This is a genomic window from Streptomyces sp. A 4/2 (genome assembly GCF_940670765.1).
Lineage (GTDB): Bacteria > Actinomycetota > Actinomycetes > Streptomycetales > Streptomycetaceae > Streptomyces.
Genome location: NZ_CALNVW010000011.1, coordinates 49,658 through 72,779, shown reverse-complemented (window position 1 = coordinate 72,779; position 23,122 = coordinate 49,658). Strand labels below are relative to the sequence as shown.

The window sequence follows — 23,122 nt, the reverse complement described above, 5'->3', positions numbered from 1 at the left end:
ATCGCGACCCACGCACCCTATCGCGATGTATCGCGTATGTGCAGGGGGTTCTCCGCTCGTGTACGGGACCACTCGGGCTGCTGCCCGAGCGGCTGCCGCGGGGCGCTACCCGATGACCGGGCAGGGCTACCCGATGACGGTGTAACCCGCGTCCCGCAGCGCCGCACCCACCTCGACGCAGTGCTGCGGACCCTTGGTCTCCAGGTGCAGCTCCACCTCCGCCTCGGTGAGCCCGAGCCGGGGATCGGTCCGTACGTGACTGACGTCCAGGACATTGGCGTCCACCACCGACAGCACCCCGAGCAGGGTCGCGAGCGCGCCGGGACGGTCCGTCAGCCGCAGCCGCAGCGAGAGGTAACGGCCCGCGGCGGCCAGGCCGTGCGTGAGGATGCGCTGTATCAGCAGGGGGTCCACGTTGCCGCCCGACAGGACCGCCACCACCGGCCCCTCGAAGGACCCCGGATCGCTCAGCAGCGCCGCCACCGGGCTCGCCCCGGCCGGCTCGACCACCATCTTCGCCCGCTCCAGACAGAGCAGCAGGGCGCTGGACAGCTCGTCCTCCGAGACCGTACGGACCTCGTCGACCAGCTCCTTGATGATCCCGAACGGGACGTCTCCCGGGCGGCCCACCTTGATGCCGTCGGCCATCGTCACCGGCGCCTCGATGGACACCGGACGGCCCGCGGCGAGCGAGGGCGGATAGGCGGCGGACCCCGCCGCCTGCACGCCGACGACCTTCACGTCCGGCCGGAGCGCCTTCACCGCCACCGCGATCCCCGCGGCCAGACCGCCGCCGCCGATGCCGACGACGATCGTCCGCACCTCCGGGCACTGCTCCAGGATCTCCAGGCCCACCGTGCCCTGCCCGGCGATGATGTCGGCGTGGTCGAAGGGGTGGATGAAGACGGCTCCGGTCCGCTGCGCGTACTCCTGCGCGGCGGCGAGGGTCTCGTCGACGACGTGGCCGTGCAGCCGCACCTCCGCGCCGTACTCACGCGTCGCCGCGACCTTCGGCAGCGGGGCGCCCAGCGGCATGAAGACCGTGGACCGCACACCGAGAAGGGACGAGGCCAGCGCGACACCCTGCGCGTGGTTGCCCGCACTCGCCGCGACCACCCCGGCGGCGCGCTCCTCCGGGGTCAGCCCGGAGATCCGGACGTACGCACCGCGCAATTTGAACGAACCCGTCCGCTGGAGGTTCTCGCACTTGAACCGGACCGGGGATCCGACCAGCGCGGAGAGGTGCCTGCTGCCCTCGATCGGGGTGGTGCGCGACACCCCGGAGAGCATCTTCTGCGCTCCGAGGACGTCATCAAGGATCAGTGGTGGCAGGGGGCGTGACGTACCGAAGCTCATACCGGCAAGTCTCGCAGCTCGACGGCCACCGGGCCGCCCGAGCCCGGCGGGGCCGACATGTCGGGCAACAGGTTGACGCAGCGCCGGTACGGGTCCGCGCCGGGCCGCGTACTCTGTCCCCCACTGTCCGCCCCTCGCACGAAGAGAGCCCCCGGCCATGCCCCTTTCTCAGGACATGACTTCCGATCTTGACCCAGGCTTCCTCGATGTTCTCCAGCACCAGGTGGCCCTCTTCGCCCGCCGTGCCGAGCAGACCCGGCTCGGGGGCGTCGGTCAGGTCCGCAACTCGATGGACCGCGCCGCCTACCTGCTGCTCAACCGGCTGGACCGCGAAGGCCCGATGGGGGTCAAGGCGCTCGCCGCGGGCATGGGCATCGACTCCTCGACGGTGACCCGTCAGGTCGCCCCGCTCGTCGACACCGGCCTGGTCAAGCGCACTTCGCACCCCGAGGACGGCCGGGCGGTCGTCCTGCAGCTCTCCCCGCGCGGCGAGAGCCGCCTGGAAGAGGTGCGTTCCTCGCGCCGCGCACTGATGGCGCAGGTCACGGACGGCTGGTCGCAGGACGACCGGGAGACCTTCTGCACGCTGCTCACCCGTTTCAACTCGGCGCTCTCCGCCCGCACCGCGGGACCGCAGGACCCCGGTACGCCGACCTCTTGACCGGGGGTGCCGACCTGTTCTCAGATTCTCGGATGAGACCAGGGAGGCACTGTGCAGCAGCCTGCGCACCAGCGGACGGCAGCCCGGGAACGTAGCCGTGCCCAGGAGTTCGAGGCTTTCGTCGCGGGCGCGGCCGGACGGCTCCTGCATGCCGCGACCCTGCTGACGGCCGAGCCCGTCGATGACAACCCACGGGCGCGACGGCTGCTGCTGGCCGCCCTCTCGCTCACGTACGCGCGCTGGGACCGGCTGCGCGGCGAGGACCCGTACGACCGCACCCGTCAGGAACTGGCGTCCCGCTTCGCGCACAGCGCCTGGCGCCACCACCGCCCGCTCGGGACGGGCCGGGCGCACTGGCTGAACCGGGCGGGCCGGGTGAACCGGGTGGGCCGGGTGAACCGGGTGGGCCGGGTGACGCGGCCGGGTGACGGTGTACTGGCGCGGCTGACCCCGCAGGAACGTCTCATCCTCGTGCTCCGGCTGTACGAGGGGGTCGCCGAGGAACAGACCGCGGCGCTCGTCGGACTTCCGGAGGAACGGGTCCGCGCGATCTGCGCCCGCGCGACGGCGGCCATGCACCGCACGCCCCGACGGCCCGCGCCGCGCCTCCCCGAGGCAGCGAAGCCGTGAACCGTCCGGACCGCAAGGAGGACGTGGTCCGCCGGATGCTGGAGGGCCCGCATCCGCTGGTCCCGGCGGACCTGGTGGCCAGGGCGACGGTACGCGGCACGAGAATGCGGCGCCGTCGCACCGCGGGCCGCAGACTGCTGTGGCTGCTGCTGACAGCGGGGCTGGTGGTGTTCGTGGTGTGGGCCGCGGTGACCCACCCGTGGGCCCCTCCACCGGTCCGGACGACGCCGCCGGTGGAGGGGTTCTGACGGGAGGGTCGGCCCAGCGCCCGACCGGGAGGGTCGGCCCAGCTGGTTCTGACGGGGAGGGTCAGCCCAGCTGGTTCTGACGGGGAGGGTCAGCCCAGCTGGTTCCGACCGGGAGGGTCAGCCCAGCGCCTGCTGAAGATCCGCCATCAGGTCGTCGCCCGACTCGATCCCCACGGACAGCCGCACCAGATCCGCCGGGACCTCCAGCGCCGAGCCCGCCGCGGAGGCGTGCGTCATCCGTCCCGGGTGCTCCACCAGCGACTCCACCCCGCCCAGCGACTCACCCAGGGTGAACAGTTCGGCGCGGTTGCAGACCTCGACCGCCGCCTGCTCGCCGCCAGCGACCTGGAACGACACCATGCCGCCGAACGTCCGCATCTGCTTGGCCGCGATCTCGTGCCCCGGGTGCTCGGGCAGACCGGGGAAGAGGACGTTCGTCACCTTGGGGTGCCGGGTCAGCATCTCCGCGATCCGCGCCGCGTTCTCGCTGTGCCGGTCCATCCGTACGGCGAGGGTCTTGATCCCCCGCAGCACCAGCCACGCGTCGAACGGCCCGGCGACCGCACCCATCGCGTTCTGGTGGTACGCCAACTCCTCGGCGATCTCATCGGAGTTGGCGATCAGCGCACCGCCCACGACGTCCGAGTGCCCGCCCATGTACTTGGTCGTCGAGTGCACGACGACGTCCGCGCCGAGCGCCAGCGGCTGCTGGAGGTAGGGGCTCGCGAAGGTGTTGTCCACGACGAGCTTGGCGCCCGCGGTCCGCGCCACGTCCGCGACGGCCGCGATGTCGGTGATCCCCAGGAGCGGGTTGGAGGGCGTCTCCACCCAGATCACCTTGGTACGCGGGGTGACCGCGGCCCGTACCGCCGCCGGGTCCGAGGTGTCGGCGACGGACCATTCCACGCCCCACCGGGACACGACCTTCGAGAAGAGCCGGAAGGTGCCGCCGTACGCGTCGTTCGGGATGACCACATGGTCACCCGGCGCGAGCAGCGTACGCAGCAGGCAGTCCTCGGCGGCGAGCCCGGAGGCGAAGGCGAGCCCACGCCGCCCGCCTTCCAGGGCCGCCAGGTTCTCTTCGAGTGCGGTACGGGTGGGGTTGCCGCTGCGGCTGTACTCGTAGCCCCCGCGCAGTCCGCCCACCCCGTCCTGCTTGTACGTGGAGACCTGGTAGATCGGGGGTACGACCGCGCCCGTCAGGGGGTCCGCGGTGTTGCCTGCGTGAATGGCGAGGGTCTCGAAACTGCGGTGCACGCTGTGCTCGTCGCTCATGGGCACCGAGCGTAGTGGCCAGAGGCCCGTGGTGTCTGGTTCGCTGGGGACATGGAGATTCTCTGGATCCTGCTCGCGGTGTGCATGTTCACGGCCGTGCTCAGCCCGATCGTGCTGCGCTCCCGCGGCGGTATCCGGCAGGTGCTGCCCGGTTCCCCGGACGCCGCGGACCCCGACGACTACGGATTCCTGCGCCAGGAGGAACTGGACGTGCGGCTGCCCGGCCCCGACCAGGATCTGCTGGACGTCCTCGCCCTGGTGCAGCGCACCCAGGACTGGCGCCCCGCGGCCCAGCTGCTCGCCGGTACGCCGAAGTCCGGCGAGCAGCGCTGGCAGCGGGTGCAGGCCTTCGCCGGGGCGGCCTCGCTGGAACTGGCACAGCGGCCCGGCGTCGGCGGGGCCTGGCTCCGCAAGTGGCGCTCGGAGTCCCCGAAGGACGCGGGCGCGGCCCAGATCCACGCCGAGTTCCTGATCCAGCAGGCCTGGCGGTCCTCGACGGCCGGGACGGACGACTTCCGGATCATCCTGGAGGAGGCGCACACGGTCTGCGGTGAGGCGGCGCTGCTCGCACCGGGCGACCCGATTCCGTACATCGTGGAGCTGGCCGTCGGCCGCGGACTCGCCTATCCGGAGCCGCAGTTCGAAGAGGTGTGGGCCAAGGTGATCGACCGCGCGCCCGAGCACATGGGGGCGCACCTCGCCGCGCTGCACTACTGGTGCGAGAAGTGGCACGGCTCCCGCGCGCGGGCCGACGAGTTCGCCCACGCGGCGGCGGCCCGCGCGCCGCGCGGTTCGCTGCTCGCCGCGCTGCCCCTCTTCGCGCTGTACGAGCACCTGCCCGAGGTCAACATGGTGCGGAGCTTCTACCGGAGCGAGTCGGTGACCCGGGCGGTGGAAGGCGCACTGCACGCGGTGCACACGGCGCGCGCCGACGACCCGGTGCTCGCGCACGTACGCCATCTGCTGGTCTTCTTCCTCGTCCGCTCCGAGCGCTGGTCGGAGGCGATGAACCAGCTGGTCCGCATAGACGGTCATGTGGGCGCGCTGCCGTGGACGCTGGGTGCGGATCCGGCGGCGGAGTACGCGGTGTACCGGGCGCTGGCGGTCGCGGGGTACGAGGCGAACGGCGGCAGTCCGGCCACGCTGCCGCACTGAGCCGGGGCCGGGGCCGGGGCCTGAGCCGGGGCCGGGGCCTGAGCCGGGGCCGGGGCCGGGGCCTGAGCCGGGGCCGGGGCCTGAGCCGGGGCCTGAGCCGGGGCCGGTGAGTGGTCCCCGGGCTGCTCTGCGGCCTGATCCCCTGGTTGCTCTCCGGCTGCTCCCCGGGCTGCTCTCCGGCTGCTCCCCGGGACGCTCTCCGGCTGCTCCCCGGGACGCTCTCCGGGCTGAGTACGCTGGCCGTCCACCCCGACGGGAGCTCCCATGACTCGCCTCATCCCGCTGATCCTGATCGGCCTCGGCGTCTACTTCTGGTTCCGGACCCGGCGGAAGACGGCCGCGTACCTGGACCGCGTCACCGACCCGGACCGCGTCATGGACCGCCCGGCGGCGGGTTCGACGGCCCACGACGACCGGCAGGAATCCTGACCGGGTCCGGAACGTTGCACGGGTTGTACCCGTACTCCCCGAGGAGCCGCAGCCGATGTTCCTGAACCGCACCCCCCAGCTCCCCACGCCGGAGCAGGCCCTGAAGGGCCGCGCCACCCCGGAGTTCGAGCTGCCCGACCACCACACGGTCCTGGGCAACCCGCTGGCCGGCCCGTACCCCGAAGGTCTGGAGGTCGCGGACTTCGCCCTGGGCTGTTTCTGGGGCGCCGAGCGCATCTTCTGGCAGACCGAGGGCGTCTGGACGACGCTGGTCGGCTACCAGGGCGGCTCCACGGTGAACCCGGCGTACGAAGAGGTCTGCTCGGGCCTGACCGGCCACACCGAGGCGGTCCGCGTGGTCTTCGACCCGCAGGTCGTCCCGTACGCCACCCTTGTGAAGACCTTCTGGGAGTCCCACGACCCGACCCAGGGCTTCCGCCAGGGCAACGACGTCGGCACCCAGTACCGCTCGGCGATCTACACGCACTCGCCGGCGCAGGCGGAGACAGCAGCGGCGTCCCGCGCGGCGTACCAGCAGGTCCTGACCGGGTCGGGGTACGGCACGATCACGACGGAGATCCTGCCCGCGGAGGGCCGCGAGTTCTACGCCGCGGAACCGCACCACCAGCAGTACCTGGACAAGAACCCCGCGGGCTACTGCGGCATCGGCGGGACGGGCGTTTCCTGCCCGATCGGTGTGGCCAGGGCGGACGGCTGAACCTCCGCCTGCCCGGCGGGGATTGCGCCGGCGCCGGAAGTGGGCAAGTACATGCCAACCACCCCAGTACTCCGGGGCCCGTGGTCCCCCGCCCTGGACCACAAAAGGTTTTCCGGCATCGTTCATCAGCCGCCTTCAGGTCCTTTTCGGCCAGGAAGCCGGGGTGGGCTGCTAGGACCGACACATCTAGTCACCATGGAGACCATGGCGACTTCGGGGGCAAGAAGCGGTCGACTCGGCGGCTTGGGGAATTGGTGGGGCATCATCGCGGCGGCATTGCTAATCGCTGCATGGATCAACAAGACAGCGGGGCCAGCGATTGTCGCCACGCTGTCAGCTCTAGTCCTGATCTGGACTCTCTTCCAAGCGCCGATGGCATGTGGCGCCCCCGTCAGAGGGCGGGAAGACGGTTGTCGTAACAACGCGAGCGGACTCCTTATGGGGTGCCACATCCGCCAACATCGTTGGCAGAAGCTCAAGATGCTGATCCTGCGGCGTCAGGTCCGCACCTTCTGCTCAAGCCTTTTCACGGACGGCAAGGCCACCCTCGTCACACTGGCTGCGATCGGTAGCTTCCTCTCCGGCATCGTGGCCTTCATCCCCGGCGCGACTCTCAATTGACCACACTTGCGCTCAAGCAACAGCAACTAGCGCAGCGCAGCAAGTCACAGGGAATACAAGCCCACATCGCTTTAACCTCACACCTGCCTCAGGTGACGGAACAGAAACACTTCGCCGCGAATGGTAAGAAATTGCCGCATCTCAGCCGGAGCGAATGGGAGACACAACTTGCCAGAGCTCGTTTATCTATCGGAACGCAAGATCCGCGACGAGTTATGTCGAGTTGGACTACCCACGTCAGTCACATCTACGTCCGGTGAACTTTCCCTGACTCCCAAGATCGCCGTCTCCAAAGCTCCGAGGCCCCCCGGAGATGCGGGCCTGTCAGAGCTTTTCGACCAAGCGTTTCACTTTGTGAACGAACTCGCCAAGCCCTTCACGGATCCCGCAGTCGAACACCCGGATTGGATCAGCTTTGATCTACCCATGGGCTATTCAACGGGTGGGCGAGACGGTCGCGTACCTGCCGTGCAGGACATCGCTCTCTTCGCCGGAGTTGTTCCCGGGGAGACGGTAGGCCAGGACAAGCCTGTGAAGCTGCTCCTTTGCGGCGACGCACGCCACCTGACTGTCGGCGGTTGCAAGCCCATTAGCCCCGACGACCCACTGGGGGCTGGTTGGATGGGTTCTGGAACCTCATGGCTGTACAAGCTCATCCGCCAGATCGAGGACTCAGACAGGTCCGGGAATGACGATCTACCCTCGGCCCTTCGCGCTCCCGGAATCCATCGGCCAGGATTCAACGACCCTGAGCAGGTCTGCCAATGGGTCTATCGGTACATCGCTCGCGCCCATCCTGCCGAGCAAGAGGGGCGCCTCAAAGGGCATGCACGCGTGCTTCTCAGTACACAACGACAGTGGTCAGAGAGACTGGTTTTGGCGACACCACTATACATTGAGCGCTCGCATCGCCAGCCTGAATCCTGGCTCACGCGCAAGCGCAATCAAGTTTATCGTCGCCAAACAGCCTAAAGGCGGCACCCAAGCAGACAATAGATGCCCACCATTGGACATATGGCACCACAGGCTCGCCGGGACGGGCGTCAGCTGCCCGATCAGTGTTGCTCCGGCCGACGGCAAGTAAGTCTGTAACGGATCTGCTGGTCTGCGGCAGGATTGAGCCGTGCCGACCGACGCAGACAAGATCGAGCTCACCGAACACGAACTTCGCGAGATCACGGGTTACGCGGCTGAGGGTGCCCGCAGGGTGCTGTCGATCTTCGAGCAGAGGCTTCCTACTGACACGCGCCCTCGTGACGCCATCGACGCGGCAGACGCTTTCGCCGGGGGCGGTCTGCGTACAAGCGCTCTGCGGCAGAGCGCCTGGGCGGCGTACAGAGCGGCACGAGAAGCCGCTGCACCCGCTGCGGCCGACGCGGCGCGGGCGGCGAGCCATGCGGCGGCTGCCGCATACCTTCATCCCAAGGCAAGCGCTCATCAGGTGAAGCACATTCTCGGCGCGGCAGCGCACGCGACACGAGCAGAAGAGTTGGCAGCCGGAGACGACCCGTGTGTCGCTGCGCGGACCCTTGAATGGGCACGTCATCACGCACCGGCAGCGGTCACTGCGGTGCTCGGCCGGCTGCCCGCCGCGCCTCCCGGGGGCGGGCGTGTGGGGGAGCTCATTCGCGAGCTGGACGCCGCTCTCCGCGCCTGAGGGTGGGGAGGCGGACGGCTGAGTCAGCAGCAGCTCGGTCAGGTCAGGTCAGCAGTCCCGCCACGCGCGCCGTCGCCTCGATCAGCCACCCGGGGTCGCCGTACTCCCTGCCCCGGAACACCGCCAGCACCGCGCGGGCCTGGGTCCAGCGGTGGACGCGGACGCGGTCGAGCCCGGCGGCGTCGGCGAAGATGTCGAGGCTGCGGCGTACCGCTGCCCCCGGGTCGCTCGCGGTGAGCAGGGCGCCCAGCCGGGTGCGGATCAGGGTGAAGGCCTCGCTCGCCGGGTCGCCCGCGTAGCCCTTCGGGTCGGTGACCAGCCAGGGTTCGCGCTCCGCGCGCAGGATGTTGTCGTAGTGCAGGTCCCCGTGCAGCAGGATGCGCGGTTGCTCGCGTCCGAGGTCGCGGAAGGTCGCCACAGCCGCCTGTACCGCCCGGCGAGGCAGGAGCGCGGCCGACTCGGCGGATTCAGCGCGTAGTCGGGACTCCCATTCCGGCATCCGGTCCGCGAGCCCCGGCAGCGCGGCCGGTGCGGGGATCGCCAACTCGCGGACCAGCCGTCCGGCCTCCGTCAGGGCCGTGTCCATGTCGCCGAGACCGGCAAGCGTCTCTGGTTCCGCCTGTTCCAGCAGCATCGCGAAGCGGGCGTCGTCCCGTGCGTGGAGGCGTACGGCGCCGCGCCCGGCCCATGCCGCGAGGGCGTCCGGCTCGTGCACGTTGCCGGGGTGCGGGAACGAGATCTTCAGGACCGCGCGGCTCCGGTCGGCGCGCAGGACCGGTACGACGATCCCGACCTGGCCGTGCATCACCGGGCCGGACACCGCGCACTCCCAGCGGTCCAGGAGTTCACCGGTCAGGCCCGGCAGGGAGGCGGTCCATGCCTGGCCCCGTTCGCCTTCCCTGGTGATGGTGCTCCATACGAAATCCGTCGGCACGTCGATCATTCCCGCACCCTACCGAGGGCCGGGGGCGGGTGGCTGCGTCGTCAACTCCCCGCTCACAGCAGCGGTTTCACCGACATCAGCAGATGCCGGTGGGCCTGGTCCGGCTCGGCGACCGCCGTCGGCAGGCCCGTGAGCAGGGCCCGCTGGCCGGGGCCGAGCAGGTCGAACCGGACCACGGGGTCGTCGATGGCGCTCAACGCGTCTGTGAGATAAGCCGGGTTGAAGGCGACCGTGAGGGCTTCGGCGCCTTCCAGCAGCGTGACCGGGAGCCGCTGCGACGCCACGTCGTCCTCGTAGCCCGCCCGGAGGTGGACCGCGTCGGACGAGAAGTCCAGGCGTACGGGGCTGTCGCCCTCGGCGACCACCGCGACGCGCTTGACGGCCTCCAGCAGCGGCGCCCGGTCCGTCACCGCGACCACCGGCTCCCGCATCGTGAACAGCTTGTCGTGGCGCGGCAGCCGGCCGTCCAGCAGGCGGACCGTCGTACGCATCCCGGCGTGCTCGAAGCCGACGGACCCCTCACCCAGCCCCACCCGGACCGTCCCCGTAAGGCCGAGGGAGCGGGCGATCTCCGTCAGACGGCGGGCCGACACGACGACGTCGGCCGAGACGTCGTGGGACTCCGGCTTCCAGCCGAGCGTGCGCACCGCGAAGCGGTACCGGTCGGTGGCGGCCAGGGTCATGGTCCCGCCGTCCAGGCCGAGGCGGATTCCGGTGAGGACCGGCAGGGCGTCGTCGCGGCCCGCGGCCACCGCCACGTGCGCGACCGCCGCGGCGAACTCCGACGCGTCCACCGCCCCACGCAGTTCGGGCAGTTCGGGGAGGGCCGGGTAGTCGTCGAGCGGCAGTACGGAGAGCCCGAAGCGGGTCCCGGCGCCGGAGACCGTGAAGCGGGTCCCCTCGACCGCGCACTCGACGGGCCCCTCGGGCAGCACCCGGCAGATGTCGAGCAGCCGCCGTCCCATGACCAGTACCTTCCCCGCGCTCACGGTGTCCGTCGGCACCTCGACGCGGGCGGACGCCTCGTAGTCGAGGCCCGAGATGCGCAGGGTGTCGCCGGTGGCCTCCAGGAGCAGGCCGCCCAGCACGGGGACCGGGGACCTCGTCGGGAGCACTCGGGCCGCCCAGGCCACGGCCTCGGTGAATGCGCTGCGTTCCGCGCGGAACTCCATGGACGGGCCCTCCCCTGTCGACTGCCTGCCGGTCGGTCGTGACCGTATCGGCCGCCACTGACAACGCCTTCGTTCTCCGGCTTCCCGGCTCTCCGGCGCCGCCCCTCCGGCTCGGAAAATACCCCCTGGGGCATCTCTGTTACGGTGGATGAGTAAACCCCGGGGGGTATCGAAGCGCATCGAAGCGATGTGAAACAGACACTTACGGACAGTTCGGGAGCAGATACATGAAGGTCATAGTCATCGGAGGCGTGGCAGGCGGGATGTCCGCTGCCACCCGGCTCCGCCGCCTCGACGAGACGGCGGAGATCGTCGTGCTGGAGCGCGGCGAGCACGTCAGCTACGCCAACTGCGGCCTTCCGTACTACCTCGGCGGCGCCATCGACGAGCGCGACGCCCTGCTGCTCCAGACCCCCGAGTCCCTCGATGCCCGCTTCCGGATCGATGTGCGCGTACGGCACGAGGCGCTGGCCGTGGACCGCGCCGCCCGTACCGTCCGGGTGCGCGAGACGGTGAGCGGCCGGGAGTACGAGGAGTCCTTCGACCGGCTGGTCCTCAGCCCCGGCGCCCGCCCCTTCGTCCCCGACCTGCCGGGCATCGAGCGCGCCCGCACGCTGCGGGACGTGACCGACGCGGACCGGATCGCCGAGCTGCTCGACGGGGGCGTCCGCACGGCCGTCGTCGTGGGCGGCGGCTTCATCGGGGTCGAGGCCGCCGAGAACCTGCGCGAGCGCGGGCTCGACGTCACTCTCGTCGAGCTGGCCGGGCAGGTGCTGCCGCCGCTCGACCCGGAGATGGCCGCCCCGGTCGCCGCCCGGCTGCGGGAGCACGGCGTACGGGTGGAACTGGGCGCCCAGCCGGCCGAGGTACTGCCCGACTCCGTCGTCCTCGCCGACGGCCGCACCCTGGCGGCCGACCTCGTCCTGCTGTCCATCGGGGTGAGGCCCGAGTCCTCGCTCGCCCGCGCCGCGGGTCTGGAGACCGGGCCGCGCGGCGGCATCGCGGTGGACGCCTCGGGGCGTACCAGCGACCCGGAGATCTACGCGGTCGGGGACGCGGCCGAGAAGCGTGACGCGCTGACCGGCGAGCCCGTCCTCGTACCGCTGGCGAATCTCGCCAACCGGCACGGCCGGCTCGTCGCGGACGCCATCGCCGGGCGTGAGGTGGCCGCCGGGCCCGCGACCTCGACCGCGGTGGTGCGGGTCTTCGACCTGACGGCTGCGGCGACGGGCTGGAACGAGAAGCGGCTGCGCGCGGCCGGCCACCCCTATCAGGCTGTGCATCTGCACCCCGGCTCGCACGCCGGTTATTACCCCGGCGCCTCCCCCATCGCGCTCAAGCTGCTCTTCGACCCGCGCGACCAGCGCATCCTCGGCGCCCAGGCGGTCGGCTCGGACGGCGTCGACAAGCGGATCGATGTCATCGCCACCGCGATGGCAGGTGGTCTGACCGCCCCCGCTCTCGCCGATCTGGAGCTCGCGTACGCCCCTCCGTACGGTTCCGCCAAGGACCCGGTGAACATGGCGGGCATGATCGCCGAGAACCTGGCGACCGGTACGGTCCACACCGTGCAGTGGCACGAGCTGGGCACGGACGGAGCAGTCGGGCCGGTCGCCGCACTGGTGGACGTACGCACCCGCGCCGAGCACGCCCGCGGCGCGATCCCCGGCGCCGTCAACATCCCCCTGGACGAACTGCGCGACCGGGCGGCCGAACTGCCGGACGGCGAGCTGATCGTGCACTGCCAGGTGGGGCTGCGCGGCCACACCGCCCAGCGGCTGCTCGCCGGGCTGGGCCGGAACGCCGCCAATCTGGACGGCGGCTACGCGACCTGGTCCGCGGGTCAGGCTGCCGCCTGAACACCGGGCCCCGGTCCCCCGAACCCTCGAACCCTCGTAACCCGAACCCCGTAACCCCGCACCCCCGGAGCCCCTCATGACCGAGAGCACCACCCCGACCCTCACCCCCGCCGAGCTGAACGCCCGCGACGCCGCCGGCACGCTCGTCGTCGATGTCCGCGCACCGGCCGAGTACGCCGCCGGTCACCTGCCCGGCGCGATCAGCGTTCCGCTGGACGCCCTGGAAACCCTCCTGCCGGAACTGCGCGAGGCCGCTGCCGGGCGGGACCTGATCGTCGTGTGCGCGGCGGGACAGCGGTCGGCCACCGCCTGCGCGCGGCTGGCCGCCGCCGGTGTGACGGCCGTCGGTGTGGCGGGCGGGACCCACGCGTGGCGCGCGGCCGGGCTGCCGCTGGACACGGCGCCGCACAGCGGACGTGCCGTCTGGGCGATGGACCGCCAGGTCCGCTTCGCGGCGGGCGCGCTGGTTCTGCTCGGGCTGGTGACCGGGGTGCGTTCACCACGTGCCAGGCTGCTGTCGGCCGGGGTGGCGTCGGGGCTGGTCTACTCGGGCCTCAGCAACACCTGCGGCATGGCCGCCGTCCTCGGCAAGCTCCCGTTCAACCGGCCGCAGCCCACGGCGCTGGACTCCGCCCGGCGCGCGCTGCGCGGCTGAGCGGAGCACGAGGCCGGATCACGGAAGCCCGGAGCACCCGGCCGGAACACGCGGCCGGAGCACGCGGCCTGAGCACCCGGCCTGAGCACCCGGCCGGAGCCCGAACGCAGTATCAGAGAAGTACCGGAGAGAAGGAGAAGAGACCGTGAGCGCCGATCCGGAGAAGATGACCCCCGTACTCAACCGGCTGCGTCGCGCCCAGGGCCAGCTGGCCGGGGTCATCGCGATGATCGAGGCGGGCCGGGACTGCAAGGACGTGGTCACCCAACTGGCCGCCGTCTCCCGCGCCCTGGACCGCGCCGGATTCAAGATCATCGCCTCCGGGATGCGGGACTGCATCAACACGGCCGACGGCGAAACGCCCCCGCTCACCGAGGCCGAGCTGGAGAATCTCTTCCTGGCGCTGGCCTGAACGGCCTCACGGACGGGCGTCCGGCAGAGATCTGACGAGGACGAGGACAGCGGATCCGGAGGTGTCGGTCCGGGTTCGCTGTTGCACACTGCAGAAAGGACTTGTCGTCACAAGGTCGGGCAATCCACCCGGCCCTTCCTCGTGCAGTGGAGGCGGAAGCCTTGATATCCATCAGCCGTCATCGGAGCCCTCGGGGCTCGCGGCGCTCACCGAGTTCGCGAAACCCCCGGAGCGCCTGGTACCGCCGGAGCCGTCTGGCCGCCCCGCTGGCCCTGGTCACTGCCGGAGTACTGGCGCTCGCCGCCTGTTCCGGCGGTTCGGGCGGCGCGGGCGGCGGCGGGGGCAGTACGAAGTCGGCGCTGCCCAGCAGCGCGCCCCGCGCGCAGCTCGTCATCACTCCGAAGGACGGCGCCATGCACGTCGGAGTCAGCGTCGGCGCGGTCACGGCGGCCGTGGCCGAAGGTGCTCTGACCTCGGTCACCCTGACCAACGAGAGCAGCGGCAAGGCCATGCCCGGCAAGATGTCCGCCGCGCAGACGTCCTGGAAGGCCGGCCACGAACTGACCCGTGGGACGCCGTACGTCCTCGTCGCCCAGGCGAAGGACAAGAGCGGCAAGACCGAGACCAAGACCTCGCACTTCACCACCGTGTCCCAGGCCGACTCGGTGATCGCCTTCTACACGCCGGACGACCACACCACGGTCGGGGTCGGGATGGAGGTCTCCTTCAAGCTCGACAAGCCCGTGAAGAACAAGAAGGCCGTCGAATCCGCCGTCGCCATCACCTCCAGCAACGACCAGCTGGCCGTCGGGCACTGGTTCGGCGATCAGCGGATCGACTTCCGTCCGCAGAGCTACTGGAAGCCCGGTACCACGGTGCGGGTGGCCCTGAACCTGGACGGCGTCGAGGTCTCCCCCGGTGTGTACGGGGTCCAGGACCGGACCTTCTCCTTCACCGTCGGCCGCTCGCAGATCTCCACCGTGGACGCGGCGAAGCAGATGATGACCGTGGAACGGGCCGGGAGCCCGTCCAAGACCATCCCGGTCTCCACCGGCTCCTCGGGCCACGGCACCTACAACGGCACGATGGTGATCTCGGAGCAGTTCCAGCAGACCAAGATGGACAGCACGACGGTCGGGCTCGGCGACGAGTACAACATCCCCGACGTCCCGCACGCCCAGCGGCTGACCAACTCGGGCACGTTCATCCACGGCAACTACTGGGCGTCGACGGGTACTTTCGGCTCCGCGGCCACCAGCCACGGCTGCATCGGGATGCACGACGCCCAGGGCGGCACGAACACCTCCACCCCGGCCGGGTGGTTCTACAGCAATTCGCTGGTCGGCGACGTCGTGATCGTCAAGAACTCGACCGGTGGCGGCAAGGTCTCCCCGGACAACGGCCTGAACGGCTGGAACATGAGCTGGTCGGCCTGGACGGCGGGGAGCGCCGCAGCCGCGGAGTGACTCCCGCGGGTGATTCCCATGCGACGGGCGGCAGCCGCGGGCTGTTCGCCCGTCGCCCGTCGCCCGTCGCCCGTCGCCCGTCGCCCGTCGCCCATTGCACGTCACCCGTCGCACGTCGCACGGGAGCGCAAGGGGAGGCCGTTAGGGTTTCCCCGTGGGGATCAGTGAGAGCGTCCGGCCGCGCGCCGAGGGAACCGCACGGTCGGCGGCGACCACCGCCTGGTGGTTCGTACCGGCCGTGGCCACCGGCTGCGTCCTCCCGCTGTACGTGCTGTGGGCGGCCGTACTGGCCACCGGCGGCGGGGATCTGGCCGCCCAGCTCGCCTGGGCCGGGTTCGCCTCCCGGCATCCTGGTTCGGCGTACAACCTGTTCTGGTACGGCGGGGCGCACACCGCCAACTACAGCCTGCTGACGCCGTACCTCATGGCCTGGTTCGGCACCCGGACGGTGTCCGTGCTGGCCGGGCTCGGCGGGACCTGGGTGCTGTCGTGTCTCGTCGCGCGCACCGGGGTGCGGTGGTCACTCGCGCCCGCGGTGCTCGGCGCGCTCGCCCTCTGGTGCAACGTCGCGTCCGGGCGTACGACCTTCGCGGTGGGCGTGGCCGTCGGGCTGCTCGCCGTGCTGTGGCTGGAGCGTCCGGTCCGTGCGCCGGTGTGCGCCGCGCTCGCGACGATGGCCAGCCCGGTCGCGGGGCTGTTCCTGGTGGTGGTCGCGGGCGCCCATCTGCTGGACCGGCAGTGGCGGAAGGGGCTGCGGCTGGCGCTGCCGCCGTTCCTGGTGGTCGGGGCGACGACCCTGCTCTTCCCGTTCCAGGGCGAACAGCCCATGGCCGTGGGCAAGTTGTGGATGCCGCTGGCCGCCTGCGCCGCGCTGGTGGCCGCCGCGCGGTGCCGTCTGACCCGGTACGCCGCGTTGGTGTACGGCGTCGGGGTGGTCCTCACCTATCTCATCCCCTCTCCCATCGGCACGAACGTCGAGCGGCTCGTCGGGCTGGTGGGACCCGTGGTCCTGCTGGTCGCGGTACTCGCCGAACACCGCGCCTTACGGCGTCTCGTGCTGGTCGCCGCGCTCGGTCTCAACTGCTACTGGCTCGTCGACAAGACCCTGGACGACCTGCGGGTCTCCGACGCGGTCCCCGCGTGGGCCGCCGACACGGGCGGAGTCGTCCGGGAGCTCCAGCGGCTGCACGCCGACCGCACCCGGGTCGAGGTGGTGCCCGCGCGCAACCACCGCGAGGCGGCGGTGCTGGCCCCGTACGTGAACACGGCCCGCGGCTGGAACCGGCAGCTCGACGTCGAGCGCGGGCGGCTCTTCTACGACGGGACGCTCGACGCCACCACCTACCGGGCGTGGCTGGACCGGTTCGCCGTCGGGTACGTCGTCCTGCACGACGGGCGCCCCGACGGCCCGGCGGAGGGCGAGGCCGCCCTCGTACGGTCGGAGCCGCACTGGCTGAAGCCCGTCTGGCGGGACGCCCACTGGCGGATCTACCGGGTGGACGGCGCGACTCCGCTGGTGGAGGCGCCCGGCAAGGTCGTCCGGGGTGACGACGCGGAACTGGTGGTGCGGATGCCCCGGGCGGGATCGGTCACCGTACGGATCGCGTACTCGCCCTGGCTGCGGTCGAGCGGCGGCGCCTCGGTGCGTGAGCACGGGGAGTGGACGCGGCTGACCGTACCGGGCCCCGGCGAGTACCGGCTCGGCTCCGGGTACGGCGCACTCGCGGACTGAGCGGGCGGCCGGGCCCGGAAAGCGGGTTCAGGCCGTGTTCATGCGCTGCGCGACGTCCCGGTAGTGGGCCGCGCTCGCCGCCGCGTCGAATCCGGGCGCCACGCCCTCGACCAGCACGGCGTCCCCGTCCACGTGGCCGGTGCGCAGCGGCAGCAGCTCCTGGTAGGCCGGGGAGTCGTACCAGGCGCGGGCTTCCTCGATCCCGGGGAAACCGATGACGACCAGCGTCCCGGGCCACTTCCCCTCGCGCACCTCCAACTGGGCGCCGTGCACCAGGAAGTGGCCACCGAAGGGGTCCAGCGTCGACTGGATGTTCTCCAGGTAGACGAAGACGTCTTCCGCGAAGTGGTCGGCAGGACGCAGATGAGCCACGGCGTACGCGGTCATGGGGCCTCCTCAACAGGCTCGGGCCCAGCGGTTCGCGGGAGCGAACCGCTGTGAGCCAGAGCCTGCCGTGACAGCGCGTGCGTGTCGATTACCTCAGGAGTAATCGCCGGCGGTCAGATCGTCGCGGTGTCGATCACGAAGCGGTACCTGACATCGCTGGCCAGCACCCGCTCGTACGCCTCGTTGATCCCGTCCGCGGCGATCACCTCGATCTCCGCGCCGAAGCCGTGCTCCGCGCAGAAGTCCAGCATCTCCTGGGTCTCGCGGATACCACCGATCCCGGACCCGGCGAGGGTCTTGCGTCCGCCGATGACGGAGAAGAGGTTGAGCGAGACGGGCTCCTCGGGGGCGCCCACGTTGACCATCGCACCGTCCGTCTTCAGCAGGCTCAGGTACGAGTCGAGCGGGAGCGGAGCGGAGACCGTGGAGACGATCAGGTCCAGGGAGCCCTTGAGCTCCTCGAAGGTCTTGGGGTCGCTGGTCGCGTAGTAGTGGTCGGCGCCCAGCTTCAGCCCGTCCTCCTGCTTGCGCAGCGACTGGCTCAGTACGGTCACCTCGGCGCCCATCGCGTGCGCGATCTTGACGCCCATGTGTCCGAGGCCGCCCAGGCCGACGATGGCGACCTTCTTGCCGGGGCCCGCGTTCCAGTGGGCGAGCGGCGAGTACGTGGTGATGCCCGCGCAGAGCAGCGGCGCGGCCACGTCGAGCGCGATGCCCTCGGGGATGCGCAGGGTGTAGTTCTCGTCGACGACGATGTGGGTGGAGTACCCGCCGTAGGTGCGCTCGCCCTGCTTGTCGACGGCGTTGTACGTGCCGGTGTTGCCCTTCGCGCAGTACTGCTCCAGGCCCGCCAGGCAGTTGTCGCACTCGCGGCAGGAGTCGACCATGCAGCCGACGCCGACCCGGTCACCGACGGCGAACTTGGTGACGCCCGGACCGACCTCGGCGACGATTCCGGCTATCTCGTGGCCGGGGACCATCGGGAACAGTCCCTTGCCCCAGCCCTCACGGACCTGGTGGATGTCGGAGTGGCAGATACCGGCGAACTTGATGTCGATCAGTACGTCGTGTTCTCCGACCGGACGGCGCGGCACGGTGGTGCGCTCCAGCGGGGCCTTCGGAGCGGGGGCTGCGTACGCGGCGACGGTGGTGAAAGTCATCCGGAAACGTTCTCCTCAGAATCGGGGTGGTCCGTCCAGCCTGCCTGACGCTCCCCGCCGACCACGACCAGGGTCCGCTCACCCTCCGTGCCGAACCGGGCCCGGAGTCGGCGGGGATCCTGCGGCTGCTCGCGGCCCGGGGCCCCGGCACGCGGCAGACGGACCCCGCCGTCACCGGGTGACCGCTACGACCGGCCCGCCGCCGCGTTCTCCGTGATCGTCACCTTGCCCTTGCGGATGGTGGCGACGCGCGGGGCGCGGCGGGCGAGGGCGGTGTCGTGGGTGACCATGACGAAGGTCAGCCCGTGGTCCTTCCACAGCCCTTCCAGCACCTCCATGATCTCGTCGCGCATCCCCTCGTCGAGGTTGCCGGTGGGCTCGTCGGCGAGCAGCACCTTGGGGTTCTTGACCAGGGCGCGGGCGATGGCGACACGCTGCTGCTGGCCGCCGGACATCTCGGAGGGGAGGTGCCCGAAGCGCTCCGTCAGCCCCACGGACTCCAGCGCCTCGGCGGCCCTCCGGCGCCGCTCGGGGCCCTTGACGGAGAGCGGGACGAGCGCGGTCTCGACGTTCTCCTGCGCGGTGAGGGTCGGGATCAGGTTGAAGGACTGGAAGACGAAGCCGATGTTCTCGGCGCGCACCTTGGTGAGCCTGGACTCGCTGAGCGTCCCGAGGTCCACCCCGTCGAGTACGACGCTGCCCGCGGTCGGCCGGTCCAGGCCGCCGAGCATCTGGAGGAGGGTGGATTTCCCGCCGCCGGTGGGGCCCTGGATGACCAGACGGCCGCCGTCCTCGATGGTCAGATCGACTCCGGCGAGCGCGTCGACGGTCTTCTTGCCGCGCTGGTAGCGCTTGGTGACTCCGCTGAGTTCATACATGGGACGGTTCTCAACTCCTGCTCTCAACTCCTGCTGTACGGACGGGGGGTGGGTGGCTACTCGACGCGGCGCAGGGCGTCCGCGGGGCGCAGCCGGGAGGCGCGCCAGCCGCCGAAGCCGCCCGCGATGAGGCCGCCCGCCACGGCGAGTGCCACGGCCACCCCGATGGTGGAGAGGGAGACCGGCGCGGTCAGCGAGATGTCCAGGGCCTTCGACGCGGCCTGCCGCCCGGCACCGAAGCCGCCGCCACCGCCGCCGAAGCCACCGCCCCCGCCGAAGCCGCCGCGCATACCGCCGCCGGAGGAGGCGACCGAGGCGCTGAGGGTCGGGCTGATGGCGGTCACCAGGTACGCGCCGGCCAGCCCGAGCGCGATGCCGAGGACCCCGCCGAGCAGGCCGTTGACGAGCGCCTCACCCACCACCTGGCGGGTGACCCGGCCGCTCTTCCAGCCGAGCGCCTTGAGCGTGCCGAACTCCCGTACCCGGCGGCTGACGGCCGACGAGGTGAGCAGCCCGGCCACCAGGAAGGCGGCGACGAGGACCGCGATCGACAGCCACTTGCCGACGTTGGTGGCGAGGTTGGAGGCGGTGGAGAGGGAACCGGAGACGGTGTCCGCGAGATCGGCGGACGTGGTGACCGTGGTGCCCGGAACGTTCTTCTGGATCGTCGACTTGACGCCGGAGATCTTCTTCGAGTCGGCGGCCTTGACGTAGACCGTGGTGACCTTGTCCTTGGCGTCGGCCAGCGTCTGGGCCTGCTTCAGCGGGAGGTACAGATTGGCGGCGGCGTCACCGCTGTCGGGGGTCGCGATGCCCACGATCTTGTACTTCACCGAGGAGATCGTGACGGTGCTGCCGACCTTGAGCTTCTTCTTGTCGGCGTACGAGGAGTCGGCGACGGCGACCTCGGCGTCGGTCTCCGAGCTGGTGAACGTACGCCCCGAGGTGATCTTCGAGGAGGTCAGCGGGCCGAGGCCGAGGTGGGCGACGTCGGTGCCGAACACGGTGTAGGAGTCGACGTCGAAGTTGGCTCCGCCGCCCTGGACCTCACCGCGCGGGGCGCCGGTGGAGCCGCCGCGCCGACCGCCCTCGCCGGTGTCGCCGCCGGGCTGCTGCTTGTACTCGCCGCGCTTGAACTGCCCGTTGACCTTCAGCACGTTCAGGCTCAGCCCGCCGACGGCGCCCGAGACGCCGCTCTGCGTACCGACCTTGTCGACGGTCGACGAGGCCAGGGTCTGGAAGCCCTGCACCATCACCCGGTCGCTGCTCTGCTTCGTGTCGTCGCTGTTGCCCTTGGCGCCGAACTCGAACTTGGGCCGGGCGTTGCTCCCGGTGGTTCCGGCGGGCGCCTCGGCCTTGGTGACGGTCATGTCCGTACCGAGGCCGTACAGCGACTGAAGGACCTTGTCCTGTGCCTGGCCCATCCCTGAGGAGACCGAGCTGACGACGATGACCAGCGCAATACCGAGGGCCAGCCCCGAGGCGACGACGAGCGCCGCCTTTCTGCGTCGGCGCAGCTCGCGCCGGAGGTAGGTGAAGAACATGGCGTGAAAGTACGAGCCGCCGGTGATGGCTGGATAAGGCCCGGGTGAGAGACCGATGAGAAGAACCGGGCCCGGGAACGCCGACAGCGGCCCGTCCACAGAGGGGGACGGGCCGCCGTCGTACGGGGGCGGGGTGGGTCCGGCCTTGGTCAGGCGGCCGGACCCGGCCTTCGGTCAGGCGGCCGAACCGGCCTTCCACGCCGACCAGTTCAGGTTCCAGCCGTTGAGGCCGTTGTCGGGCTGGATCGTCTTGTCGTTGGAGTTCTTCACGACGACCACGTCACCGATGAGCGAGTGGTTGTAGAACCACGAGGCCGCGGTGTTGGGGTCGTTCGCACCCTTGGTGTCGGAGAGCCCCACACAGCCGTGGCTGGTGTTGGCGCTGCCGAAGAGGGACTTGGCGCCCCAGTAGTTGCCGTGGATGAAGGTGCCGGAGCTGGACAGCCGCATGGCGTGCGGGACGTCCTTGATGTCGTACTCGCCCTTGCCGTCCGCGTTGGTGAAGCCGACGGTCGAGCCGTCCATCCGGGTCTGCTTGTACTTCTCGGAGATCACCATCTGGCCGTTGTACGTGGTGTGGTCCGGGGAGCCGGCCGAGATCGGGATGGTCCTGATCGTCTTGCCGTCCTGCATGACCTTCATCGTGTGCGCGGCGGCGTCCACGACGGAGACCTGGTTGCGGCCGATCTTGAAGGTGACCGTCTTGTCCTGGACACCCGTCACTCCGCTGGCACCCTCGACACCGTCGAGGGCGAGCTTCATGGTGACGGTCGAGCCTTCCTTCCAGTACTGGTCCGGGCGGAGGTCCAGCCGGGTGGGGCTGAACCAGTGCCCGACGACTTCCTGGCCGCTGCTCGACGTCACCTTGACGGCGTCCTCGACAGCCTTCTTGTTGGTGATCGCCTTGTCGAAGTTGATCGACACCGGCATGCCCACGCCGACGGTCGAACCGTCCTCGGGCGTGAAGTTGCCGATGAAGCTGTTGGTCGGCGAGACCGTGGTGAACGACGAGTTCTCGTGTGCCTGACGGCCCTTGGCGTCGGCGGCCGTGACAGCGATCTTGTACGTGGTGGAGCGGTCGAGCTGGGCGTCCGGCTTCCAGCTCAGGCCGTCGGCCGCGATGGTGCCCTTGACGGCCGCGCCGCCCGCCGTGGTCATCGAGACCTGGGTCAGCTTGCCCGAGGTGACGGCGACCTTCGCGTCCTTGTTGATACCGGCGTTGTTCGCGCCGTTCTTGGGCGTGATCGCTATTCGGGCGTCGGAGGTGTCCTTCGCCGCGGCCTCGTCGACCGCGCTCTGCGAGGACTTCTTCGAACTGTCCGCGGCACCGGCCTTGCTGTCGCCTCCACTGCAGGCCGACAGCACCAGTACGCCGCCGAGCAGTGCGGACGCAGCCATCAGGCCCTTGCGCCGCCTACTTTCCGTCATCACACGCTTCTCCATCGTTGCCGAATACCCCGAAAATCCCCGAGCAGGTCGCGAGCGTGCTGCGTCCCTGCACCCTGTTAAGAACATCTGTACCGAAGTGCCGGTTCCACATCAGGTGAAGATGTGTGAAACAACACTCGTTCCCCGGCGAGGTCCCAGCGGGATCCCGAAGAGATCCCGGAGAGACCGCCGCGGCTCCGCAGCGGACCCGCAGCCCCGGGGTGCGGTACCGCACCCCGGGACGCGTCGCTCCGTACACGCCTTGTCGCGTAACGGAGTTACGGTGTCACATCCGCGTCGCCGTCCGGCACATCTTCCTCGTCCAGGTCCCATTCCAGCGAATCGGGGTCGTAGTCGATCTGCTCACTCGCCCAGCCTGCCTGGACGAGCTCCACTCCCGGCAGGTCCCCGATCAGGTCGAGCGGGTCCACCAGGTGTGCGACCGCCTCTGCGGCGTCTTCCCTGACCGCCGCCTCGGCATGCGTCCTGTCCTCGCCCAGCATGCCGGGCTGGAGCCCTTCCGCGTCGTCCGCGATCCGTTCGAGCGCCGCTTCGCAGAGCGCCGGGGCGTCGTGCACCTCCAGCACCAGTTCCACCTTGAGTCGCACATATCGGGATGTTTCTTCGTTGGCCATGCGACGGAGCGTAAGGCTCCGGGCCGCTGCGTCTTTCCCGCGACCCGCTGCTTTCACTAGCATCGGCGCCCAACGGGGCCAATTCGCCTGTGCAGCAAGGG

General features: G+C 70.5%; 25 protein-coding genes. 15 read left to right on the top strand and 10 right to left on the bottom strand.

All coding sequences use genetic code 11. From position 1 onward, the window contains the following. Positions 1 to 126: 126 nt before the first annotated feature. A complete protein-coding gene (ilvA, locus tag NBY69_RS09190; protein ID WP_250299717.1) occupies positions 127 to 1,356 on the bottom strand; it encodes a threonine ammonia-lyase in 1,230 nt (409 codons plus the stop codon). Between the two features lie 157 nt (positions 1,357 to 1,513). On the opposite strand from ilvA, the gene NBY69_RS09185 reads away from it, so the two are divergent. Genes NBY69_RS09185 through NBY69_RS09175 form a run of 3 tightly spaced genes read left to right on the top strand, consistent with a single transcriptional unit; the run spans position 1,514 to position 2,895 of the window. After that, positions 1,514 to 2,017, top strand: a complete 504-nt coding sequence (locus tag NBY69_RS09185) for a MarR family winged helix-turn-helix transcriptional regulator (RefSeq protein WP_250299714.1) — start codon at positions 1,514 to 1,516, stop codon at positions 2,015 to 2,017. Positions 2,018 to 2,068: 51 nt separating this feature from the next. After that, positions 2,069 to 2,647: a sigma factor-like helix-turn-helix DNA-binding protein gene (locus NBY69_RS09180; protein WP_250299713.1), complete on the top strand. Its 579-nt coding sequence runs from the start codon at positions 2,069 to 2,071 to the stop codon at positions 2,645 to 2,647. Further along, positions 2,644 to 2,895, top strand: coding sequence for a hypothetical protein (locus tag NBY69_RS09175; RefSeq protein WP_250299710.1), 252 nt, complete (start codon positions 2,644 to 2,646; stop codon positions 2,893 to 2,895). Before NBY69_RS09180 ends, NBY69_RS09175 begins: the two co-directional genes overlap by 4 nt. 117 nt (positions 2,896 to 3,012) lie before the next feature. Here the strand turns inward: NBY69_RS09175 and NBY69_RS09170 are convergent, their stop codons facing one another. Beyond that, a complete protein-coding gene (locus NBY69_RS09170) occupies positions 3,013 to 4,170 on the bottom strand; it encodes a cystathionine gamma-synthase (protein WP_250299745.1) in 1,158 nt (385 codons plus the stop codon). A gap of 51 nt (positions 4,171 to 4,221) precedes the next feature. Here NBY69_RS09170 and NBY69_RS09165 point away from each other — a divergent pair, with 51 nt between their 5' ends. From NBY69_RS09165 to NBY69_RS09145, 6 genes are all read left to right on the top strand, one after another. Then, the gene (locus tag NBY69_RS09165; protein ID WP_250299708.1) at positions 4,222 to 5,325 is read left to right on the top strand and encodes a hypothetical protein; all 1,104 of its coding nucleotides are present in this window, start codon (positions 4,222 to 4,224) and stop codon (positions 5,323 to 5,325) included. Between the two features lie 264 nt (positions 5,326 to 5,589). Next, entirely contained in the window at positions 5,590 to 5,754 is a 165-nt protein-coding gene (locus tag NBY69_RS09160; RefSeq protein ID WP_250299706.1) for a hypothetical protein, read from the top strand. A gap of 55 nt (positions 5,755 to 5,809) precedes the next feature. After that, positions 5,810 to 6,472 (top strand): peptide-methionine (S)-S-oxide reductase MsrA, encoded by a 663-nt coding sequence (msrA, locus tag NBY69_RS09155; RefSeq protein WP_250299704.1) that lies wholly within the window; start codon positions 5,810 to 5,812, stop codon positions 6,470 to 6,472. 195 nt (positions 6,473 to 6,667) lie between these two features. Beyond that, a complete protein-coding gene (locus NBY69_RS09150) occupies positions 6,668 to 7,093 on the top strand; it encodes a hypothetical protein (protein ID WP_250299702.1) in 426 nt (141 codons plus the stop codon). Positions 7,094 to 7,213: 120 nt separating this feature from the next. Next, positions 7,214 to 8,065: an SAVMC3_10250 family protein gene (locus NBY69_RS37610; RefSeq protein WP_374211241.1), complete on the top strand. Its 852-nt coding sequence runs from the start codon at positions 7,214 to 7,216 to the stop codon at positions 8,063 to 8,065. 151 nt (positions 8,066 to 8,216) lie between these two features. Then, positions 8,217 to 8,750, top strand: a complete 534-nt coding sequence (locus NBY69_RS09145; protein WP_250299700.1) for a putative immunity protein — start codon at positions 8,217 to 8,219, stop codon at positions 8,748 to 8,750. 43 nt (positions 8,751 to 8,793) lie between these two features. On the opposite strand, the gene NBY69_RS09140 is transcribed toward NBY69_RS09145, so the two are convergent. Continuing rightward, positions 8,794 to 9,693, bottom strand: coding sequence for an aminoglycoside phosphotransferase family protein (locus NBY69_RS09140; protein ID WP_250299699.1), 900 nt, complete (start codon positions 9,691 to 9,693; stop codon positions 8,794 to 8,796). 53 nt (positions 9,694 to 9,746) lie between these two features. After that, the gene (dnaN, locus tag NBY69_RS09135) at positions 9,747 to 10,865 is read right to left on the bottom strand and encodes a DNA polymerase III subunit beta (protein WP_250299696.1); all 1,119 of its coding nucleotides are present in this window, start codon (positions 10,863 to 10,865) and stop codon (positions 9,747 to 9,749) included. A gap of 227 nt (positions 10,866 to 11,092) precedes the next feature. Here dnaN and NBY69_RS09130 point away from each other — a divergent pair, with 227 nt between their 5' ends. From NBY69_RS09130 to NBY69_RS09110, 5 genes are all read left to right on the top strand, one after another. Further along, positions 11,093 to 12,724, top strand: a complete 1,632-nt coding sequence (locus NBY69_RS09130; RefSeq protein WP_250299694.1) for an FAD-dependent oxidoreductase — start codon at positions 11,093 to 11,095, stop codon at positions 12,722 to 12,724. Positions 12,725 to 12,800: 76 nt separating this feature from the next. After that, positions 12,801 to 13,379: a rhodanese-like domain-containing protein gene (locus NBY69_RS09125; RefSeq protein WP_250299691.1), complete on the top strand. Its 579-nt coding sequence runs from the start codon at positions 12,801 to 12,803 to the stop codon at positions 13,377 to 13,379. A gap of 166 nt (positions 13,380 to 13,545) precedes the next feature. After that, the gene (locus NBY69_RS09120) at positions 13,546 to 13,791 is read left to right on the top strand and encodes a metal-sensitive transcriptional regulator (protein ID WP_250299744.1); all 246 of its coding nucleotides are present in this window, start codon (positions 13,546 to 13,548) and stop codon (positions 13,789 to 13,791) included. 161 nt (positions 13,792 to 13,952) lie between these two features. Then, positions 13,953 to 15,257, top strand: coding sequence for an Ig-like domain-containing protein (locus NBY69_RS09115; protein WP_250299689.1), 1,305 nt, complete (start codon positions 13,953 to 13,955; stop codon positions 15,255 to 15,257). Between the two features lie 154 nt (positions 15,258 to 15,411). Continuing rightward, complete coding sequence (locus NBY69_RS09110; RefSeq protein ID WP_374211240.1) at positions 15,412 to 16,989, top strand: hypothetical protein; 1,578 nt, start codon at positions 15,412 to 15,414, stop codon at positions 16,987 to 16,989. A 27-nt stretch (positions 16,990 to 17,016) separates the two neighbouring features. Here the strand turns inward: NBY69_RS09110 and NBY69_RS09105 are convergent, their stop codons facing one another. Further along, positions 17,017 to 17,376, bottom strand: coding sequence for a DUF1330 domain-containing protein (locus NBY69_RS09105; RefSeq protein WP_250299688.1), 360 nt, complete (start codon positions 17,374 to 17,376; stop codon positions 17,017 to 17,019). Between the two features lie 113 nt (positions 17,377 to 17,489). After that, positions 17,490 to 18,536: an NAD(P)-dependent alcohol dehydrogenase gene (locus NBY69_RS09100; RefSeq protein WP_250299686.1), complete on the bottom strand. Its 1,047-nt coding sequence runs from the start codon at positions 18,534 to 18,536 to the stop codon at positions 17,490 to 17,492. Between the two features lie 26 nt (positions 18,537 to 18,562). Here NBY69_RS09100 and NBY69_RS09095 point away from each other — a divergent pair, with 26 nt between their 5' ends. Then, on the top strand, positions 18,563 to 18,718 hold the full coding sequence (locus NBY69_RS09095; RefSeq protein WP_250299683.1) for a hypothetical protein: 156 nt from the start codon (positions 18,563 to 18,565) through the stop codon (positions 18,716 to 18,718). A 3-nt stretch (positions 18,719 to 18,721) separates the two neighbouring features. On the opposite strand, the gene NBY69_RS09090 is transcribed toward NBY69_RS09095, so the two are convergent. The 4 genes from NBY69_RS09090 to NBY69_RS09075 form a co-directional block, all read right to left on the bottom strand. After that, the gene (locus tag NBY69_RS09090; RefSeq protein WP_250299681.1) at positions 18,722 to 19,414 is read right to left on the bottom strand and encodes an ABC transporter ATP-binding protein; all 693 of its coding nucleotides are present in this window, start codon (positions 19,412 to 19,414) and stop codon (positions 18,722 to 18,724) included. Between the two features lie 56 nt (positions 19,415 to 19,470). Continuing rightward, entirely contained in the window at positions 19,471 to 20,958 is a 1,488-nt protein-coding gene (locus NBY69_RS09085) for an ABC transporter permease (RefSeq protein ID WP_250299680.1), read from the bottom strand. A 174-nt stretch (positions 20,959 to 21,132) separates the two neighbouring features. After that, complete coding sequence (locus tag NBY69_RS09080; RefSeq protein WP_250299678.1) at positions 21,133 to 22,401, bottom strand: Ig-like domain-containing protein; 1,269 nt, start codon at positions 22,399 to 22,401, stop codon at positions 21,133 to 21,135. Positions 22,402 to 22,664: 263 nt separating this feature from the next. Continuing rightward, positions 22,665 to 23,021: a hypothetical protein gene (locus tag NBY69_RS09075; RefSeq protein ID WP_250299677.1), complete on the bottom strand. Its 357-nt coding sequence runs from the start codon at positions 23,019 to 23,021 to the stop codon at positions 22,665 to 22,667. Positions 23,022 to 23,122: the final 101 nt, after the last annotated feature.

What these genes read in the sequence shown, in the direction of transcription:
- ilvA (WP_250299717.1), bottom strand. Translation starts at nt 1,356, where the DNA reads ATGAGCTTCGGTACGTCACGCCCCCTGCCACCACTGATCCTTGATGAC.
- NBY69_RS09185 (WP_250299714.1), top strand. Translation starts at nt 1,514, where the DNA reads ATGCCCCTTTCTCAGGACATGACTTCCGATCTTGACCCAGGCTTCCTC.
- NBY69_RS09170 (WP_250299745.1), bottom strand. Translation starts at nt 4,170, where the DNA reads ATGAGCGACGAGCACAGCGTGCACCGCAGTTTCGAGACCCTCGCCATT.
- NBY69_RS09165 (WP_250299708.1), top strand. Translation starts at nt 4,222, where the DNA reads ATGGAGATTCTCTGGATCCTGCTCGCGGTGTGCATGTTCACGGCCGTG.
- NBY69_RS09160 (WP_250299706.1), top strand. Translation starts at nt 5,590, where the DNA reads ATGACTCGCCTCATCCCGCTGATCCTGATCGGCCTCGGCGTCTACTTC.
- msrA (WP_250299704.1), top strand. Translation starts at nt 5,810, where the DNA reads ATGTTCCTGAACCGCACCCCCCAGCTCCCCACGCCGGAGCAGGCCCTG.
- NBY69_RS09150 (WP_250299702.1), top strand. Translation starts at nt 6,668, where the DNA reads ATGGAGACCATGGCGACTTCGGGGGCAAGAAGCGGTCGACTCGGCGGC.
- NBY69_RS37610 (WP_374211241.1), top strand. Translation starts at nt 7,214, where the DNA reads ATGGTAAGAAATTGCCGCATCTCAGCCGGAGCGAATGGGAGACACAAC.
- NBY69_RS09140 (WP_250299699.1), bottom strand. Translation starts at nt 9,693, where the DNA reads ATGATCGACGTGCCGACGGATTTCGTATGGAGCACCATCACCAGGGAA.
- dnaN (WP_250299696.1), bottom strand. Translation starts at nt 10,865, where the DNA reads ATGGAGTTCCGCGCGGAACGCAGCGCATTCACCGAGGCCGTGGCCTGG.
- NBY69_RS09130 (WP_250299694.1), top strand. Translation starts at nt 11,093, where the DNA reads ATGAAGGTCATAGTCATCGGAGGCGTGGCAGGCGGGATGTCCGCTGCC.
- NBY69_RS09125 (WP_250299691.1), top strand. Translation starts at nt 12,801, where the DNA reads ATGACCGAGAGCACCACCCCGACCCTCACCCCCGCCGAGCTGAACGCC.
- NBY69_RS09120 (WP_250299744.1), top strand. Translation starts at nt 13,546, where the DNA reads ATGACCCCCGTACTCAACCGGCTGCGTCGCGCCCAGGGCCAGCTGGCC.
- NBY69_RS09105 (WP_250299688.1), bottom strand. Translation starts at nt 17,376, where the DNA reads ATGACCGCGTACGCCGTGGCTCATCTGCGTCCTGCCGACCACTTCGCG.
- NBY69_RS09100 (WP_250299686.1), bottom strand. Translation starts at nt 18,536, where the DNA reads ATGACTTTCACCACCGTCGCCGCGTACGCAGCCCCCGCTCCGAAGGCC.
- NBY69_RS09090 (WP_250299681.1), bottom strand. Translation starts at nt 19,414, where the DNA reads ATGTATGAACTCAGCGGAGTCACCAAGCGCTACCAGCGCGGCAAGAAG.
- NBY69_RS09085 (WP_250299680.1), bottom strand. Translation starts at nt 20,958, where the DNA reads ATGTTCTTCACCTACCTCCGGCGCGAGCTGCGCCGACGCAGAAAGGCG.
- NBY69_RS09080 (WP_250299678.1), bottom strand. Translation starts at nt 22,401, where the DNA reads ATGGAGAAGCGTGTGATGACGGAAAGTAGGCGGCGCAAGGGCCTGATG.
- NBY69_RS09075 (WP_250299677.1), bottom strand. Translation starts at nt 23,021, where the DNA reads ATGGCCAACGAAGAAACATCCCGATATGTGCGACTCAAGGTGGAACTG.